General features: G+C 44.2%; 14 protein-coding genes and 1 other annotated feature. Of the genes, 10 read left to right on the top strand and 4 right to left on the bottom strand.

Going from position 1 to position 17,131, the window contains the following annotated elements; genetic code table 11:
- Positions 1–25: 25 nt before the first annotated feature.
- Positions 26–364 carry a helix-turn-helix transcriptional regulator gene (locus RTX25_RS07945; RefSeq protein ID WP_312652498.1) on the bottom strand — a complete coding sequence of 113 codons (339 nt, stop codon included), beginning with the start codon at positions 362–364 and terminating at the stop codon, positions 26–28.
- Between the two features lie 165 nt (positions 365–529).
- Here RTX25_RS07945 and RTX25_RS07940 point away from each other — a divergent pair, with 165 nt between their 5' ends.
- From RTX25_RS07940 to RTX25_RS07930, 3 genes are all read left to right on the top strand, one after another.
- The gene (locus tag RTX25_RS07940; RefSeq protein ID WP_312652496.1) at positions 530–733 is read left to right on the top strand and encodes a helix-turn-helix transcriptional regulator; all 204 of its coding nucleotides are present in this window, start codon (positions 530–532) and stop codon (positions 731–733) included.
- A 201-nt stretch (positions 734–934) separates the two neighbouring features.
- Positions 935–2,383, top strand: coding sequence for a decarboxylating NADP(+)-dependent phosphogluconate dehydrogenase (gene gnd / locus RTX25_RS07935; RefSeq protein ID WP_312652494.1), 1,449 nt, complete (start codon positions 935–937; stop codon positions 2,381–2,383).
- Between the two features lie 401 nt (positions 2,384–2,784).
- Positions 2,785–4,179: an NCS2 family permease gene (locus tag RTX25_RS07930; RefSeq protein ID WP_312652493.1), complete on the top strand. Its 1,395-nt coding sequence runs from the start codon at positions 2,785–2,787 to the stop codon at positions 4,177–4,179.
- Positions 4,180–4,324: 145 nt separating this feature from the next.
- Here RTX25_RS07930 and RTX25_RS07925 read toward each other — a convergent pair whose 3' ends face one another.
- Positions 4,325–5,329, bottom strand: a complete 1,005-nt coding sequence (locus RTX25_RS07925; protein ID WP_312652491.1) for a lactonase family protein — start codon at positions 5,327–5,329, stop codon at positions 4,325–4,327.
- A gap of 220 nt (positions 5,330–5,549) precedes the next feature.
- Here RTX25_RS07925 and RTX25_RS07920 point away from each other — a divergent pair, with 220 nt between their 5' ends.
- The 6 genes from RTX25_RS07920 (at position 5,550) to RTX25_RS07895 (ending at position 13,879) form a co-directional block, all read left to right on the top strand.
- The gene (locus RTX25_RS07920) at positions 5,550–6,566 is read left to right on the top strand and encodes a polysaccharide deacetylase family protein (RefSeq protein ID WP_312652489.1); all 1,017 of its coding nucleotides are present in this window, start codon (positions 5,550–5,552) and stop codon (positions 6,564–6,566) included.
- 98 nt (positions 6,567–6,664) lie between these two features.
- Positions 6,665–6,912: a binding site (T-box leader), on the top strand.
- Between the two features lie 119 nt (positions 6,913–7,031).
- Entirely contained in the window at positions 7,032–7,550 is a 519-nt protein-coding gene (locus RTX25_RS07915) for a tryptophan transporter (protein ID WP_312652487.1), read from the top strand.
- A 336-nt stretch (positions 7,551–7,886) separates the two neighbouring features.
- Entirely contained in the window at positions 7,887–9,461 is a 1,575-nt protein-coding gene (locus RTX25_RS07910) for a DEAD/DEAH box helicase (RefSeq protein WP_312652485.1), read from the top strand.
- 307 nt (positions 9,462–9,768) lie between these two features.
- Positions 9,769–10,764 carry a dihydroxyacetone kinase subunit DhaK gene (gene dhaK / locus RTX25_RS07905; RefSeq protein WP_312652483.1) on the top strand — a complete coding sequence of 332 codons (996 nt, stop codon included), beginning with the start codon at positions 9,769–9,771 and terminating at the stop codon, positions 10,762–10,764.
- Positions 10,765–10,789: 25 nt separating this feature from the next.
- The gene (gene dhaL / locus RTX25_RS07900) at positions 10,790–11,413 is read left to right on the top strand and encodes a dihydroxyacetone kinase subunit DhaL (protein ID WP_312652481.1); all 624 of its coding nucleotides are present in this window, start codon (positions 10,790–10,792) and stop codon (positions 11,411–11,413) included.
- Positions 11,414–11,713: 300 nt separating this feature from the next.
- Entirely contained in the window at positions 11,714–13,879 is a 2,166-nt protein-coding gene (locus tag RTX25_RS07895) for a catalase (protein ID WP_312652479.1), read from the top strand.
- Between the two features lie 55 nt (positions 13,880–13,934).
- On the opposite strand, the gene RTX25_RS07890 is transcribed toward RTX25_RS07895, so the two are convergent.
- Positions 13,935–15,284, bottom strand: a complete 1,350-nt coding sequence (locus RTX25_RS07890; RefSeq protein WP_312652478.1) for a hypothetical protein — start codon at positions 15,282–15,284, stop codon at positions 13,935–13,937.
- Positions 15,281–15,763: a lipocalin family protein gene (locus tag RTX25_RS07885; protein WP_312652476.1), complete on the bottom strand. Its 483-nt coding sequence runs from the start codon at positions 15,761–15,763 to the stop codon at positions 15,281–15,283. Before RTX25_RS07885 ends, RTX25_RS07890 begins: the two co-directional genes overlap by 4 nt.
- Before the next feature lie 359 nt (positions 15,764–16,122).
- On the opposite strand from RTX25_RS07885, the gene RTX25_RS07880 reads away from it, so the two are divergent.
- Positions 16,123–17,130 carry a PstS family phosphate ABC transporter substrate-binding protein gene (locus tag RTX25_RS07880; protein WP_312652474.1) on the top strand — a complete coding sequence of 336 codons (1,008 nt, stop codon included), beginning with the start codon at positions 16,123–16,125 and terminating at the stop codon, positions 17,128–17,130.
- The last annotated feature ends 1 nt before the right edge of the window (position 17,131 follow it).

Here is a 17,131-nt window from a genome sequence, read left to right as displayed (position 1 = left end):
ACATAACTTAAAATTCTCTCCTGTCTTATTTTCTGCTCTCACGGGATGTCTTCTTCACTCTGAGATAGCTGAGGAGCTCTTCCTTGTCCCGGACATCCCACTCTTCGAAATCTCTGATGAGTTCATAGAGCTCTTCGCTGATGTTCTTCTCCATCATGAGCATGGGCTCATCCTCATGGAAAAAGGAATAGATGGACACATCCAGTGCATTGCAAAGACTCTGCAGCGTATCCACAGGAGGGGTGCTTTTCCCATGCTCTATGTCGCTGATGTAGGAAACGGAGAGGTTAGTCCTGTCGGCGACATCCTTCAGTCTGAGTTTATTCTTTAGCCTTGCTTTTCTGAGTATTTCTCCTATATTCATCTGCATCTCCTTGAGTCCGTATATAACCGTATATACATCAGTTTATCAAGTATTACCGGATAAAAGAACAGAGGAGGGGATGAAGAACACCTTATTACGATATAAACGTAAAATAATTGAAGTATTCCGTCTGTAACGTATAATATAGGTACGGGGGGTGAAAGTTTGACCAGTATCGGTGACAATATACGTAAATATCGCAGGAAGAAGAATCTTACACAGAAACAGCTTGGTGAACTTTTAGAATTATTCAATACATATCTTTCGGATATCGAGAACAACAGAACCAATCCATCCATCAAGACGCTGAAGAAGCTCGCGAAGGCTATGGAAATCAGCTACATCCTGCTTCTTGAGGACACGGAATAGGCCTATCAAAAAAGAGCAAGGCAGGTGCCCTGCTTTTTTCAATGTGCAGATATTTCGTTACTTACCTAGTGTTAAGAAATCATGAAGTAGGTTTCTACGGCTTGAAAAAGTTCGAGAATAACGTGATAATAAGATGAAAGAAATTAAAACGCATCAAATTTGATGTGCAGATGGGATGATTCTGTCTGAGGAGGTTTTATTATGCTGGGAGATATCGGAATATACGGATTCAGAGTAATGGGTGAGAACCTTGCACGTAACATCGAATCCAAAGGATACACTGTTTCCATCGGGAACAGAACATCGGAAGTCATTGAGGACTTCATGGAAGGAAAAGGAAAAGGGAAAAACTTCATTCCATCCTCCACACTGGAAGAATTTGTAGGCTCACTCAAAAAACCGAGAAAGATCATGCTCATGATCAAAGCGGGTGTTGTGGTGGATGCCATGATCGAAAGCCTTCTGCCGCTTCTTGAAAAGGGAGACACCATCATAGATGGAGGTAACTCCAATTATGAGGATACCGAAAGACGCGTGAAGGATCTGTATGAGCAGGGCATCTATTTTGTAGGGTCAGGTGTTTCAGGCGGTGAGCTTGGTGCACTTTATGGTCCATCCATTATGCCTGGAGGCGCCAAGGAAGCCTGGGAAGGAATCAGAGACATCTTCGTCGATATCTCGGCAAAAGCCGGAAAAAACGGCGATGAGGCGTGTACGACATGGATCGGTGCCGGAGGCTCCGGACATTATGTCAAAACCATCCATAACGGAATCGAGTATGGCGACATGCAGCTCATTTCAGAAACCTATGCGGTCCTTAGAGATGTGCTCGGACTATCCAATGATGAAATGGCTGAGGTGTTCGAAAGATGGAACAAGGGTGTTCTTGAAAGCTACCTTGTGGAGATCACGGCAGATATTCTGGGTGAGAAGGATGAGAAAGGCGAGTATCTTGTGAACCATATTCTGGATAAGGCTATGCAGAAGGGTACAGGAAAATGGACGGTCATTTCCGCGCTGGAAGAAGGACAGCCTGTATCGCTGATCACCGAAGCGGTATATGCGAGAATTCTCTCCTCCATGAAGGATGAAAGAATGGAAGCTTCAAAGCTTGTCAGAAGACCGGTCTACAAGGCGGACAGGGAAGAGACCATAAAGCATCTAGAAATGGCGCTCTATGCTGCCAAGATGGTTTCCTATGCTCAGGGGTTCTCACTACTTAAGGCCGCATCGGATAAATACGAGTGGTCGCTTAATCTTGGGGAGATCGCATCCATCTGGAGAGGCGGCTGCATCATAAGATCTGCATTCCTTGATGAGATAAGAAAAGCCTACGATAAGAATCCGAAGCTTTACAATCTCATGGTGGATGACTACTTCCACCATGAACTTGAAAAGGCTGTGGAGGGATTAAGAGAGATCATGGTCACGGGTGTGAGAAACGGAATCGCCATGCCGGCAATGAGCTCTGCTCTTGCCTATTATGACGGGTACCATACAGAAAACCTACCCGCAAATCTTCTTCAGGCCCAGAGAGACTACTTCGGCGCCCATATGTTCGAAAGAACGGACAGGGAAAGAGGAGAGTTCTTCCATCACGACTGGAGCGGAGAAGGCGGTAACACCGCATCAACCGTATATAAGGTGTAGATATATAACAGAGGGTAATATGAACAGGAGACAGCAGTAGAGCTTAAAAGCTTAACTGTCTGTCTCTTCTTTTTGTCTTTAAGAGAGATGTAACGAATAATAAGAAAACTTAAAGACGAAATATATGGAAAGTATCTATAAAGAGGTGGAAAAACTCACGACAAATTGTTCGGGATAATTTGGGTGATAATACGAATGATGACTGACGGGGTGTGGATAATTATCGGGATAAGTACGGATATTTGAGGAAAAGAATATGAAAATGACAAAAACATGGGCTGATTGACGTTTACAATCACCGAATAGATAAGAATCCGTTATTGCGAACAAAAAGCCTTGCAATAATAATATCATTCGTATAAAATAAAAGAGTAATCATAATAAATCATACGAGGTGGAAAATGGAAAAACTCTTCAAGTTGAAGGAACATGGTACTGACGTCAAGACCGAAATCCTTGGTGGAACCACTACATTCCTGACTATGGCTTATATCATTTTTGTTAATCCCCAGATTCTGGCACTGACCGGAATGAATCCTGGAGCAGTATTTACAGCGACAATCATCGCAGCTGCCATCGGTACATTCATCATGGCTTTCGTTGCAAACGTACCTTTTGCTGTGGCACCGGGAATGGGACTTAATGCATTCTTTACTTTCACAGTTGTATTCATCCTTGGATATACCTGGCAGCAGGCCCTTGCACTTGTATTCATATGCGGACTCATCAACGTATTCATTACCGTCACGAAAATCAGAAAGATGATCGTCAAGGCCATCCCTGAATCACTGCAGTATGCAATCAGTGGTGGTATCGGACTGTTTATCGCTTACCTTGGCATCAAGCAGGCTGGTTTCCTGACTTTCACAGCTGAAACAGCTTCAAGACTCACAGACAACGGTGACGGAAGCGGAATTTTCAAAGATATCATTCCTGCACTTACCGATTTTACAAACCCTACAGCTCAGGTGGCGCTGATCGGTCTTCTGATCACCATCGTACTTCTGCTGAAGAAGGTTCCAAGCGCAATTCTTATCGGTATCGTATCCACGACAATTATCGGTATTTTCTTCGGTGTGACTCATGTTCCTGAACTGTCAGCAGACATGTTCGCGATTCCAAGTCTTTCACCAACATTCCTGAAACTTGATTTCAGAGGCATATTTGCCGTAGATAAACTGCTCATCACCCTGACGACAGTCTTCGCATTCTCTCTGACAGACACCTTCGACACCATCGGAACATTCCTTGGTGCAGGTAGAAAGTCAGGTATCTTCACAGAAGAAGATGCAAACTCAGTAGAAGATTCAAAGGGTATGAACACAAAGATGGAAAGAGCGCTTTTTGCTGATGCAACTGCAACTTCCATCGGAGCTCTTCTTGGTACTTCAAACACCACCACTTACGTGGAAAGTGCTGCGGGTATCGCTCAGGGCGCAAAGACCGGACTTGCTTCAGTAACAACCGGCGTACTGTTCCTGATCTCCCTGTTCCTTGCACCGATCGCACTGATGGTTCCAGGCGCAGCTACTGCACCTGCACTCATCGTTGTCGGTATCTTCATGGCTGAAGGCCTGAAGAACATCGAATGGGACAACCTGACCATAGCAGTACCGGCATTCATGGTTATCGCATTCATGGGCTTCTCCGCATCCATCACAAATGGTATCGCGTTCGGATTCCTGTTCTATGCCATCGCCAAGATTGTAGAAGGTAAGGGAAAGGAAGTTCATCCGATTCTTTATGTCATCACTGTACTGTTTATCCTATCCTTCATACTCACAGCAGTCGTCTAAAGCACCCCATACTTTCTGATGACTGTCCCGATATCATTTTAGAGGTTAAAGGAGCATCCGGTTTTCCGGATGCTCCTTTTCAGTCGTCAAGATCAGAAATATGAAATGGTCCGCATCTAGTCTCTCTCTCTCTCTCTCTGGAAATCTATGACATAAATACAATGGATACGGGTTCCGGGGTTTTAATGTCTTTTCTTAGAAGCTTCAGTTTTCCTTCATCCCGGTCAATCTTAAATAAGCTCAGATTGTTTGTGATCATATTTGCGGCAAGGAGAAACTCGCCATCGGGTGAGATGTTGAAGTCTCTTGGATGGTCTCCCTCACAGGAAACGGTCTCGATGACTTCCAGATGATGATTGTCCTTCACCTTGAAACCGGTGATGCTGTTATGGCCTCTGTTTGTAACGTAGAGAAACTTTCCGTCAGGAGTCAGCCTTATGGCTGCACCTGTATTTTCTTCTGTAAAGTCTTCTGGAAGTGTCTTAAGCACCTGCTTCAGCACATAATGCCCATCTCGGAAATCATAGACAAACACCTCAGCGGAAAGCTCGGTGAAGATATACACAAACTTTGCTTTGGATGGGAAGATCAGATGTCTTGGTCCGCTTCCAGGCGGAAGCAGGAGCTCATCCTTCTTCACCAGATTGTCCTCATAGGTATAGATATAGACTTTATCTGTACCCAGGTCACAGGCCAGGATATCCTCGTTAAAGGGGTTCTTCATGGCAAAATGAAGATGAGATCCATCCTGTCTTTTTTCCACTGGACCACGCCCGTCATGGGTCACGGTTTCCAGTCTTCTCTTCACCATGCCGTCTTCCAGCTGGTAGAGATCCAGATTACCGTCATGATAGTTTGCAGCCAGGAGATGATCCTCATATACGGAGACATGACAGGGTGTGTTTTCGTTTTCGAACAGTACCTTATCCACGATTTCTCGGTCAAGATTCATGGAGAGTACGCCATGTTCGTTCTTGTGTCTCATGGAGGCGTATAGGATTTTTTTATGTCTGTCCATAGCAAGATAGGTAGGATCGTCGACCTCGTAAAAATCCTCTATGTTAAACTCTTCGTCATTGAAACTGAATTTTCTTATGCCCCTGCTTTCTTTGCGGGTGTATGAACCGATAAAACCGGTATAGTCTTTCATTGCTTTCTTAACCTCCTTATTTATACTAAGTTTATCATACCAAAAAAAGGAGAAGCCTAAAGTAACCGAATTGTTAACCTTTATTAACCGTAGTGTCAATCTATCGAGATTCACCTCCTTTATACTTAGAAGGTAAGATTTGAACATAAATCTGATACTTAAGATAAAAGATATGAAAACCGGGGGTTTTCTGAATATGAAGGGATAGTGAGGGTAGACGATGAATAACCGTATAGATGGAGAAGAGAAGAGAAAAATGAATAGCCGCAGGGCATATGAAAAACGGATTTACAGGAAAAGAAGACTGTTGGCAGGAGGGGGGCTGGTCATAACTCTGCTCTTCTTTGGCCTTGGTATGAGATATGTGTTCTTCGGAGATAATGGGCACAAAGAGATGATCACTAAAGATGCGGATGTTAAGCAGGAGAATGATGAGATGTCTCTTGTGCCGAATTTTCAAAGGGGAAGAGACCAGACCCTGAAGCTGCCTTTCACCCGTCCGGGACAGATCAAGATGAATATGCTGAAGCCTGGCACAAATCATTCCATTTCCGCTTCTGAATATGCTTATGACACAAAGGACGTGAAGGACTGGATAAAGGGGAGAGTACCCTATGCGGGAGAAAAGATCGCTTTTCTCACCTTTGATGACGGTCCGGTGGAAAACACTTATAAGGTTATGGATATTCTCAAAAGAAGAGGTGTACCCGGCACGTTCTTCATCCCAGGAAAGACACTTGAGGACCATAAGAATAAGGAAGTGCTTCACCGGTATATTGAAGAAGGACATGGGATTGCCGTTCACAGCTACAGTCATGATTATGCCCTGCTTTATCCCGGAAAAACAGCGGATGCTGAAACCATAGTAGAAGAATATGAAAGAACCCTTGGGCTCATGAGGGAAACATTAGGGACAGACTTCGATACGAAGGTTTTCCGATTCCCCGGCGGTGCCGGAAGCTGGAAGAACATTCCGGCAGCACAGGAGGCATTAGGTAGACTTGGGGCTTATGATATCGACTGGAACTCCATGTCGGGTGATTCCGAGCCTTCAAGCAGAAGACCGGATGGACCATCCGCTATGGCGGACTATGTCATGGAGACACTTTCTGATCAGGCGGTTCAGGATGTCGCAGTAGTCCTCATGCATGACTTCAAGGGCATCACCATCGAATACCTGGATAAGGTCATCGATCAGTTCATTGAAGCAGGATATACCTTTGGAATTCTGGAATAGATAGAACTTTGGATGGAAAGATTGAACAGCTTAACTCATATTATGTTAAGCTTCCGTATTGAACTTGATTATATATTGAAGTATAATAGTGAGAATATCAAAACTCATGGACAAGGAAGAGTAAACTTAAACATGTTTTCAAAGAGAGTGGAAGAGTGGTGAGACTTCCATAAAACAGTTTTTGTTGAATGGACCTTCGAGAGGTGGAGCGAAACCTGATAAGGGGAGTAGTATCCGACGGGAGCCCGCCGTAATAAGGGATAGGATATGTCAGTATCCGAAAATGAGATGCGTGTTTTTGAAATACGTAAAATCAGGTGGCAATGCGAGTGACTTCGCCCTGTAAGGGGCGGAGTCTTTTTGTCGTGGTGAATAAAATGTAAGGAGGGATGCAGCATGTGGTGAAAGAGTGAGAATAAAGAAAAAAGATGTACGTACACTTCTGATAGGAAAGGAATGAATAAAATGAATACAAGAAAAATGACTCTTTCTGCAATACTCATGGCTGTAGGTTACATCCTTCACCAGATTGTTCCGGGTATCCCGTTTCTAGGGGGTATGAAAATGGATTTCCTCCTGGTTATGATGTTCTTCTCCATCTTTATGATGGATACTTATCGTGAAGTTCTTGCTGTTGCGATGGTCTGCGGAATCATATCTGCAATGACCACAACCTTTCCAGGTGGACAGATTGCGAATCTGGTCGATAAACTGATTACAGGAAGCCTTGTATATTTCGTATACAACAATGTTGCAAAGAGTCTGCCAAAGACAATAAAAGTCTCTGTAATAGCACTTCTTGGAACAATCGTAAGCGGAGGAATCTTCCTGTCTGTAGGACTTCAAGTCAGCGGAGCACCGATATCCTTCCTAGATCTTTTTATTGCCATCGTACTTCCAACATCTGTACTGAATATGGTTCTGGCTTTGTTCATGGAAAAAATCATGGAAAGAGCCGGCTACAAATTACTGAAGAAAGCATAAAGTGAAGTGGATCAGGATACCAATTGGACGTCGCAGTAATGACAGCTACAGCTGTATTAAAAGTGCATATCCAAAAAAATGACGGTGTGGTCATCACAAAGATTGCACAAGAAAAAACATATAATAAGAAGATTCACTGCGATTGAAGAAAAGAGGATAAAAATAGAGTTTGTAAAAGGCATTGCCTTTCTAAAACATTAATGGTATAATACATCAGTGGTTTAGGATATTACATAATTTTAGTAGATATGATTTATCAACACCTTGCAGCACACAAACTGCGAGGTTTTTTTATGGAAAATTCTAAAACGCAAAAATACAAAAAAAGAGGTAAATATGGAAGAAATGAAATTTATTGACCTAGGGCTAAGCGAAAGTGTACTTAAAGGGATTAGCGCCATGGGTTACGAAACACCTTCAGGAATTCAGGGAGAAGTCATTCCCGTCATCCTGGAAGGCAAAGATGTCATCGGTCAGGCGCAGACCGGAACAGGTAAAACTTTAGCTTTTGCAGCACCAATGCTGAGTATGCTCGAAAAGAAGGGGACAGTCAGTGCCATTATATTGGCACCAACAAGAGAACTGGCCATTCAGGTCAGTGAAGAAGTGGAAAGAATCGCGAAACATACTGGCGTAAAGCTATTGGCGGTTTATGGCGGTTCCAGCATTGACACGCAGATTCGTGCATTAAGAAGAGGCGTGGATATCGTTGTCGGAACTCCTGGTAGAGTCATCGACCTCATGGAAAGAAGAATTCTGAAACTTGATCATGTGGACTTTTTAGTTCTTGATGAAGCGGATGAAATGCTGAACATGGGATTTGTTGAAGATATCGAAACCATCATGGCAGGAACCAGCAGCGATAAGCAGACCATGCTTTTCTCCGCAACAATGCCTGAAGAATATAAGAGACTCTCAAAGAAGTACATGAGAGAAGACCGTGTGCACATCAAAGTGGCTGTAAAGTCTATGACTGTGTCCACAATATCCCAGTACTTCTACGAAGTGAGAGAACAGTTCCGTTTCGAGACCCTATGCAGAATCATGGATTCTGAAGATATGGAATCAGTACTGATCTTCTGCAGAACCAAGAGAAATGTTGATGAACTGGTCAGCAGTCTATCCGACAGAGGATACAACGCTGCCGGTATGCATGGTGATATGAGCCAGAACATCAGAATCTCAACACTTAAGAAGTTCAAGGACAGAAAGCTCAAGTTCCTTGTAGCAACTGACGTTGCAGCAAGAGGAATCGACATTGACAACCTGTCACATGTGGTGAACTATGACCTCCCACAGGATATCGAGTCTTATGTACACAGAATCGGTAGAACAGGAAGAGCAAACCGTGAAGGTATCGCCTACTCACTGGTCAATTCGAGAGAATTCGGATTCCTTAAGCAGATCGAGAAGGTCACAAAGAGCAAGATCACAAAGAAAGAAATTCCAACTCTTGAAGATATCTTCAAGACAAAGAACGAAACTTTCAAGGACAAGATCGTAAAGGAACTTTCAACAGAGAATTACAAGAAGTTCTATCCGGTCATTGAAGAAATAAAAGAGACTTTCAATGTGGAAGATGTGGCGGCAGCCCTGATGCAGATGCTTTATAAGGAAGAACTGAGCTTTGACTATAAGGTCAATGTTCTGGAAACTCCTAAGAAGTTCGTCAGACTGTTCATCACTGTAGGCTCCATGGACAAACTCACACCAAGAAAGCTCATCGACTTCATTCTCACCAATACCAAGCTGAAAGCTGAAAGTATCGGAACCATAGACATTCTTACAAAGTTCAGCTTTGTTGATGTCATCAGTGGAACTGAGGATGAGATCATGGACGGATGTAACGGTCTTAAACTGTCAGGCAGAAAAGCCAAGTTTGAAGTAGCCGCTGCAAGAAGAAGAAGATAATAAAGCCCTGATGGGCAAAAACCAAATCAGCAAGGATGCTTACGCGTCTTCGCTGATTTTTTTATGCCCGTAGATATGATGGCGAGCAGAAAGTTTTAAAGATTTCATGATAATTGAGAATAATCTTTGCCATGATGTTAATTATCTTAATTATTAATTAATTATTTACCTATTCTCAATTGACATTACTATGCTTTAGTTAGAAAATTAATATGAAGGTTAAACACCGGACTGATGTTCTTGTCGTCTGGTTTTTATTATCATCTATTCGTAAAGGTTTTCAAAAAAACAATCCAAGGAGGTCAACATGAAAAAAGTTATCAATGATCCGAACAATGTAGTAGACGAACTCTTGATGGGTATGGTGTATGCTCATCCGGACCACGTGAGGAAACTCGATGGATTTGAGGTTCTTGTAAGAAAGAATTCTCCGGTGGAGGGTAAGGTAGCCCTTGTCAGCGGAGGAGGTTCAGGACATGAACCATCCCATGGAGGTTTTGTAGGTAAGGGTATGCTTGACGGCGCTGTTGCAGGTGCAGTATTCACATCCCCAACACCGGACCAGGTTTACGAAGCGATCAAGGCAACAGCCGGACCAAAGGGTGCACTTCTGATTGTAAAGAACTACACAGGAGACATCATGAACTTTGAAATGGCAAAGGAAATGGCAGAGGCTGACGACATCAAGGTTGACTATGTAGTCGTAAACGACGACGTTGCTGTTGAGAATTCCACCTGGACAACAGGTAGAAGAGGAATTGCAGGAACAGTTCTTGTGCATAAGATCACTGGTGCAAAAGCCGAAACAGGCGCTGAGCTTGACGAAGTCAAGAGAGTGGCAGAGAAGGTCATCGAAAATGTAAGATCCATGGGTCTTGCACTTACACCATGTATCGTTCCGGCAGCAGGCGAGCCTAACTTCACCCTAGGTGAAAATGAGATCGAAGTCGGTATGGGTATTCATGGAGAACCAGGAACACACAGAGAAACACTGAAGACAGCTGATGAGATGGTAGACCATCTTGTAGGTAAGATTTTAGCCGACATCGACTACAGCGGAAGCGAAGTTGTGGTTATGGTCAATGGACTTGCATCCACACCACTTATGGAACTCTACATCGTGAACAAGAGAGTTCATGAGATACTGGAAGAGAAGGGCATAAAAGTCTACAGATCAATGGTTGGAGAATATATGACTTCCCTTGAAATGGCAGGTTTCTCCGTCACACTGCTTAAACTGGATGATGAGCTGAAAGAACTGTTTGATGCAGAAGCGGATACACCAGCACTTAAATGCCTGTAGAAACTACATAAGGAGGACTTAAAGCATGGCGAACACAGAAAAAGTTAAAGAGGTTATCCTTGCCATAGCAGAGGTGATCGCTGAAAAGAAACTATACCTGACACAACTGGATGCTGCCATCGGGGACGGCGACCATGGTCTGAACATGAATAAAGGATTTCAGGCTGCGAAGGAAAAGCTGGAAACTGCTACACTTGAAACCCCTGCAGATATCCTGAAAGCTGTAGGTATGGCACTCATTTCAAAAGTGGGCGGGGCAGCAGGACCCTTATACGGCACAGCATTTCTTAATGCTTCAAAGATCGTAGCAGGAAAAACCGATCTTGACCTTAGCGACTTTATGAACATGCTCGAAGCGGCTCTTGAAGGCGTGAAGAGCAGAGGAAAGGCAGTTGTAGGAGAAAAAACCATGGTGGATGCCATTGAACCCGCACTGGAAGCACTCAAAAAAGCCGTTGCAGAAGGAGCCTCCACAAGAGAAGCTATGGACCTGGCGGTTAAAGCAGCTGAAGAAGGCGTAGCCTACACAAAAACAATCATTGCGAAGAAAGGCCGCGCATCCTACTTAGGTGAGAGAAGCATCGGTCATGAAGACCCAGGTGCCATGTCATCTTATGTCATCTTGAAGACCATAGCAGAAAAATTCTAGTATGGACCTTAATAACTGAACAAGTATCAATACAGACGATCACTTATGCGACCGTCTGTATTTTTTTTGCCCGGAATCTGAAATGACAGATCAGTCTGCATTAAAGAACCATTCAGGCTGAAGAGAATAGGCTATTGATCAATTAAGGAAACGTTAACACCGTTGTCACGTTATGATGACATTTTTTGATTAGGATAAAGTTAGCTGACGAATGAACGTCAAAGAGAAAAAGACACTGTTTCAGACGGAAGAATCTGAAGGCTCCATAAGGAATCAGGAGTCATGAGAAAGGAGATAAGAATGGATAACAAACATGACAAGGAAATGAGAAAAGACCCCATAAGATCGCCCATTGCAGGAGAAAACATGGATAAGATGAGCGAAGAGGAAAAGAAGATGGCGCAGGATAAGCCGCCCAATAGCGAAAAGCCTGTGGAGAAGACAAAGAAGGACGAGCAGCTTGAGCAGTTTACTGTAGATGACAAGGAAGGAAGCCTCACCACAAATCAGGGACTGAAAATGGCTGAGGACGAGTTCTCCCTGAAAGCAGGAGAAAGAGGTCCGACCCTCATGGAGGATTTTCATTTCAGAGAGAAACTGACCCATTTCGATCATGAACGTATACCTGAGAGAATCGTTCATGCAAGAGGAACGGGCGTACATGGTGTATTTGAACTGACAGAGTCCATGAAGGAGTTTACCAAAGCGCATTTTCTTCAGGAGCCTGGAACGAAAACACCGATGTTTGTGAGATTTTCAACCGTTGTCGGTTTTAGAGGTTCCGCAGATACCATAAGAGATGTGCGTGGGATCGCGATGAAGTTCTATACTCAGGAAGGAAACTACGACATCGTCGGAAACAATATGCCGGTATTCTTCATTCAGGATGCAATAAAGTTCCCGGATCTTGTGCACGCCATCAAGCCAGAACCGCACAACGAGGTACCCCAGGCATCGGCAGCGCATGATACCTTCTGGGATTTTGTGGCGAACAATCAGGAATCTGCCCACACAGTCATCTGGGCCATGTCCGACAGAGCTCTTCCAAGAAGCTATGCCATGATGGAAGGCTTTGGCGTTCATACCTTCAGATTCATCAATGCGGAAGGAAAGTCGACCTTTGTGAAGTTCCATCTAAAACCGAAGCTTGGCATCCATTCACTGGTATGGGATGAGACGCAGAAGATTGCCGGAAAGGATCCCGACTTCAACAGAAAAGACCTTCAGGAAGCCATTCAGCGCGGAGACTTCCCGGAATACGACTTTGGTGTTCAGATGATTCCTGAGGGAGAAGAAGACAGGTTCGACTTCGATATCCTGGATCCCACAAAGCTCTGGCCGGAAGAGGATTTCCCGATCAGGTTCTTCGGTAAGATCACACTAAACAGGAATGTGGATAATTTCTTTGCTGAAGTGGAGCAGGCAGCATTCCATCCAGGACATATCGTTCCAGGAATAGACTTCACAAACGATCCGCTTCTTCAGGGAAGACTTTTCTCCTATACAGATACCCAGCTCATCAGACTTGGTGGACCGAATTTCCATGAAATTCCGATCAATAGACCCATCGTGCCGTTTACCAACAATCAGCGGGACGGCTATCATAGAACGACCATCAATAAAGGTCGAGTCGCCTATCACAACAACAGCATAGCAGGCAATAAGCCCGATGTGACCAGTCCTGAAGAGGGCGGTTTCGAGCCGTACATGGAAAAGATAGAAGCCAGAAAGATCCGTGCAAGAAGCGACAGCTTCAAGGATCATTTCTCCCAGACGGCCATGTTCTACAACAGTATGAGTGACATCGAGAAGAAGCATATTATTGAGGCGTTCTCCTTTGAGCTGGGAAAAGTCTCAAACAAGGATATCCGCCAGCAGGTTGTGGAAATGTTCGGACATGTCAATATCGACATGATGACTGAGGTGGCAAAGAACATCGGAGTGGATCCGCCGACTGGCGAACAGGTGAAGTACGATAAAGTCTCTCCTGCACTGAGTCAGGAAAGCACCATCAGGAAACCGGATACCTTGAAGATCGGATTCATTGTCGGAGAAGGATACGATAGAAAGGCACTGGATGATACCATGAATACGCTGAAAAACGCGAAAGTTCAGTGCACTGTCATCAGCGAAAGTCTTTCACCGGTTAAGGATCAGTCGGGAGGTCAGATCGAACCTAAGGAGACCTTCACAACAACCCATGCGGTACTGCTTGACGGAATCTATGTGGATATCGGAAAGGGTGCCAGCGATAAGGTGAAGAAGGAAACCATGAAGTACATAGAGGAGACATTTATGCACTTTAAACCTATGGCAGTTACAGCAAGAGGTGCTGAACTGCTGAAACCGGACATGAAAAATCAGCCGGGTGTGCTCACAGAGGACCGTATGAAGATTGCTCCGGATAAATTCCTCGAAACAGTTGCTCAGCACAGACACTGGGACAGAAATACAAGTATCACATAAATAGGAAAGAGAAAAGGCTCCGGATTTTCCGAAGACTTTTCTCTTTCCCTGTTTATCAATTGACTGGAACAAAGTCCTCATATTTTTCAGAGATTTCCTCAAGATAATCTCCGGATTCTTCGGCACCTGATTTCAGATGATGATCGAAAAAAGCAACTGCTGCTGCCCTCTGGATTTCTGAAGACATTCTTCTGTCGTCATTTCCTGTAAAGCCGATATATTTTGTCAGAGGAGAGTACATGTAGGCCATGGTGAAATCGATATGGGTTGTCCTTCTCATCTGGACGAGTTTAGAATCCATGGAGTTTTTCATGAGCGTATCCAGAGAATAGTTATTGGGACCGATCTTCCACTGTTCACTTCGAAGGAAAAGTGATGGCATATCAAGGCCTTGGCTAAGCAGAGCGTTCTCGACAGGAGCAAGCCATGCATCGAGTCCCATAAGTGCTTTAATCCGGGAATCCTTAAGGGAGATGTAGACGCTGCCGCCGCCTCCGGTGGAGTGGCCTATAAGCCCGATATCTGAAAGGTCCATTTTACCGCCAAGGAGGCTGTCTTCTTCATTCTTTCTTTCAAGATCATTAAGAACACTGCCTACGTCTTCTCCATAAGTTCTTACAAGAAGCTCCGAGGAGCTTCCGAATCTTGCTCGATCTGCCTGTGAAGGAAGAGCTGACGGTTTAAGAAAAGCCTTAGAGCCATCTGCAAAGGTTACAGCCTGTGAACCGTAGGTATGATCTATGGATACAGCGATGAATCCGTGAGATGCAAGCTCCTCGGCAAAATCCGTATGAAGTTCTCTGAACCCCTGCCAGCCGTGTGAGAGGATGACAACGGGATACTCAGCTTTATAGGGGAGTACCGGAGCATCAAGATATGAGTTTGAATCTATGAGAGCTGTGTGATCAAGAACAAAATAGGGAAGGTGAAAGCTTTTTGCCAGCTGCCTTGTAAGGGTTTTTCCATCCGAAATCCATTTTGCTTTTTTATGTCCTTCAGTGCTTTCTGCAGGGTACCAGATCTGATATTTGATTCTTCTGTGATCAGCCTGATCTTCTGTGTAGTACTCTTCTCTCTCTGTATCTTCCAGCTCATAGATCCTTGTACCCACCTCATACTCTCCCGTGGGCATAGGGATTTTCTCTTTGGGAAAAATCAGAAGGATTAAAGTGGACAGGACAAGTAGAAGAATGAAAAAACCAAGAATCCACCTGCTGGCTGGCCTGCCAGGCTCAATGACTGAATTATGATTGAGCAGAGCGATGATCAGAAAAAGTGCTGTGAGAACATAGATGGGATAGAACTGCCAGCGTGACTTTATAAAGATCATCTGAGCTGCGATGAGGAGGATGAGGATGAGGCTTACGATTTTCCACTTCTCGAGAAGTGCTGCAAGGATGCTCATAATCTTCTCTTCCCGCTCTGGGGGGTATGCACAAGCTTTCTCACATTGAATCCTTCAGCCTTTACAAAGTACAGAATATCCTCAAGATCCTGCATGTTCATCTCCGGCTTTCTTGAAAGAATCCAAAGAGAATCCTTATCTTCTCCTGCAACTACGGCATAGCGGTAATCAGATGCAAGCCTGATCACATTGTACTCGCTTTTGAACGGCCAGAAGAACCGGACATAGAGACCGCCTCTGCAGCTCCTGTCTCTTGGCCAGGCATATCCTTTTATCCCTTTTTTTCTGCCATCTCTGTAGCCCTTGTTGATGACTCTGATTTTTCCGTTTTTCTTGGGAGTATAGGTAGCCGTAACATTTGAAAGACCATTCTGACCTCTTGCGGGGAGCTTTGCGATCTCAAACCAGATGCCTGAATATCTCTTAAGATCCACATTGCAGACGGGGATATTTTTATTGATGTTTCCTTTCTTTGACATGATTCCACCTCTTTTTCGCCATCAGAGTGACAATGATGGCCATTCACTAATCCTAATGTAGCACAGATTGATGAAGCGGATTTTAACACTTCGATGATGTTTGTTAAGAGACTGTGACGATGAAAAACAGGTGTACTACCTGATATTTATTCTTTGAACAGGTGCAGTGGAAGGAGATAAAAGCGTTGTAACTGAGGATGTTAAACGTTTCCTGCGGATAAATGGGAGAGGAGATGTCTTAACAAGGATATAACCTGAAGACAATCTGGGCAAAACAATCTGAATCTATAATTCAGATTGTAGAGCACAGATTGTGCATGCAGAAGAAAGTAATGATCATAAGTTATAGGAGGAAATCAATGAATAAGAAAATTTCAGGTATCATATCATCAATCGCTATGGTGGCACTGCTTGCAGCTTGCGGTACTTCCGCAAACGAGGAGACGCCCGCAGGTAATCCGGAGACACCGTCTTCAGAGGCTCCATCTGATCTTGAAGGTTCTGTCATTGTAGACGGATCCGGAACAGTTTATCCCCTCATGGCAAACATCGCAGAGAACTACATGACGGGAGCTGGATCAGGTGTCAGCGTTCAGGTAGGTAGAGCAGGTTCAAGCGCGGGACTGAAGAAGTTCATTGCTGGAGAGTTGGACTTTGCAGATGCTTCAAGAAAAATCAAGGACACAGAAGTTGCTGAGCTTGAAGCTGCCGGAAAGAAAATGGGCGAGAACATCATGGAAATAGAACTGGCCTATGATGGCCTGACCATGGTCATCAACAAGGAAAATACATGGGCTGCAGAAATGACACAGGAAGAAATCGTGGATATGTATATTTCCGGAAAATTTAAAGCGGATGATAAAGTCTTGTGGTCAGACATCCGTTCGGAGTGGCCAAGCGAAGAGATCAGGTTCTTCGGACCGAACGAAAATCACGGAACCTACGAATTCTTCTATGAAGTGATTCTGGATGAACAGGAACTGGTTTCCACGGTCAATCTTCAGCAGGAATACTCCACCCTTGTGGATCTTGTTTCAAAAGACAAGAACGCCATCGCATTCTTCGGATATGGATATTATGCCAGCAACACAGACAAGCTGACAGCGGTGAAGGTGGACTTTGGAAACGGTGGGGTAGAACCTACACTTGACACCATCGGATCGGATCTTGACTATGCAGGCTTCACAAGACTTGTCTATACTTACCTTGATCTTGACAAGGCAAAGGCTGCTCCTCAGATACTGGACTATGCAAAGTTTGTAGTTTCAGAAGAAGGTGCACAGAAGCTTGCGGGAGAGAACGGATTTGCACCACTACCTGCTGAGAAACATGCAGAATATATGGAGACACTGGAAAATCTGAAGTAAT

Source organism: Proteiniclasticum sp. (genome assembly GCF_032054185.1).
In the GTDB taxonomy this organism is placed as follows: domain Bacteria; phylum Bacillota; class Clostridia; order Clostridiales; family Clostridiaceae; genus Proteiniclasticum.
This window is presented reverse-complemented; position numbering and strand designations above follow the sequence as displayed.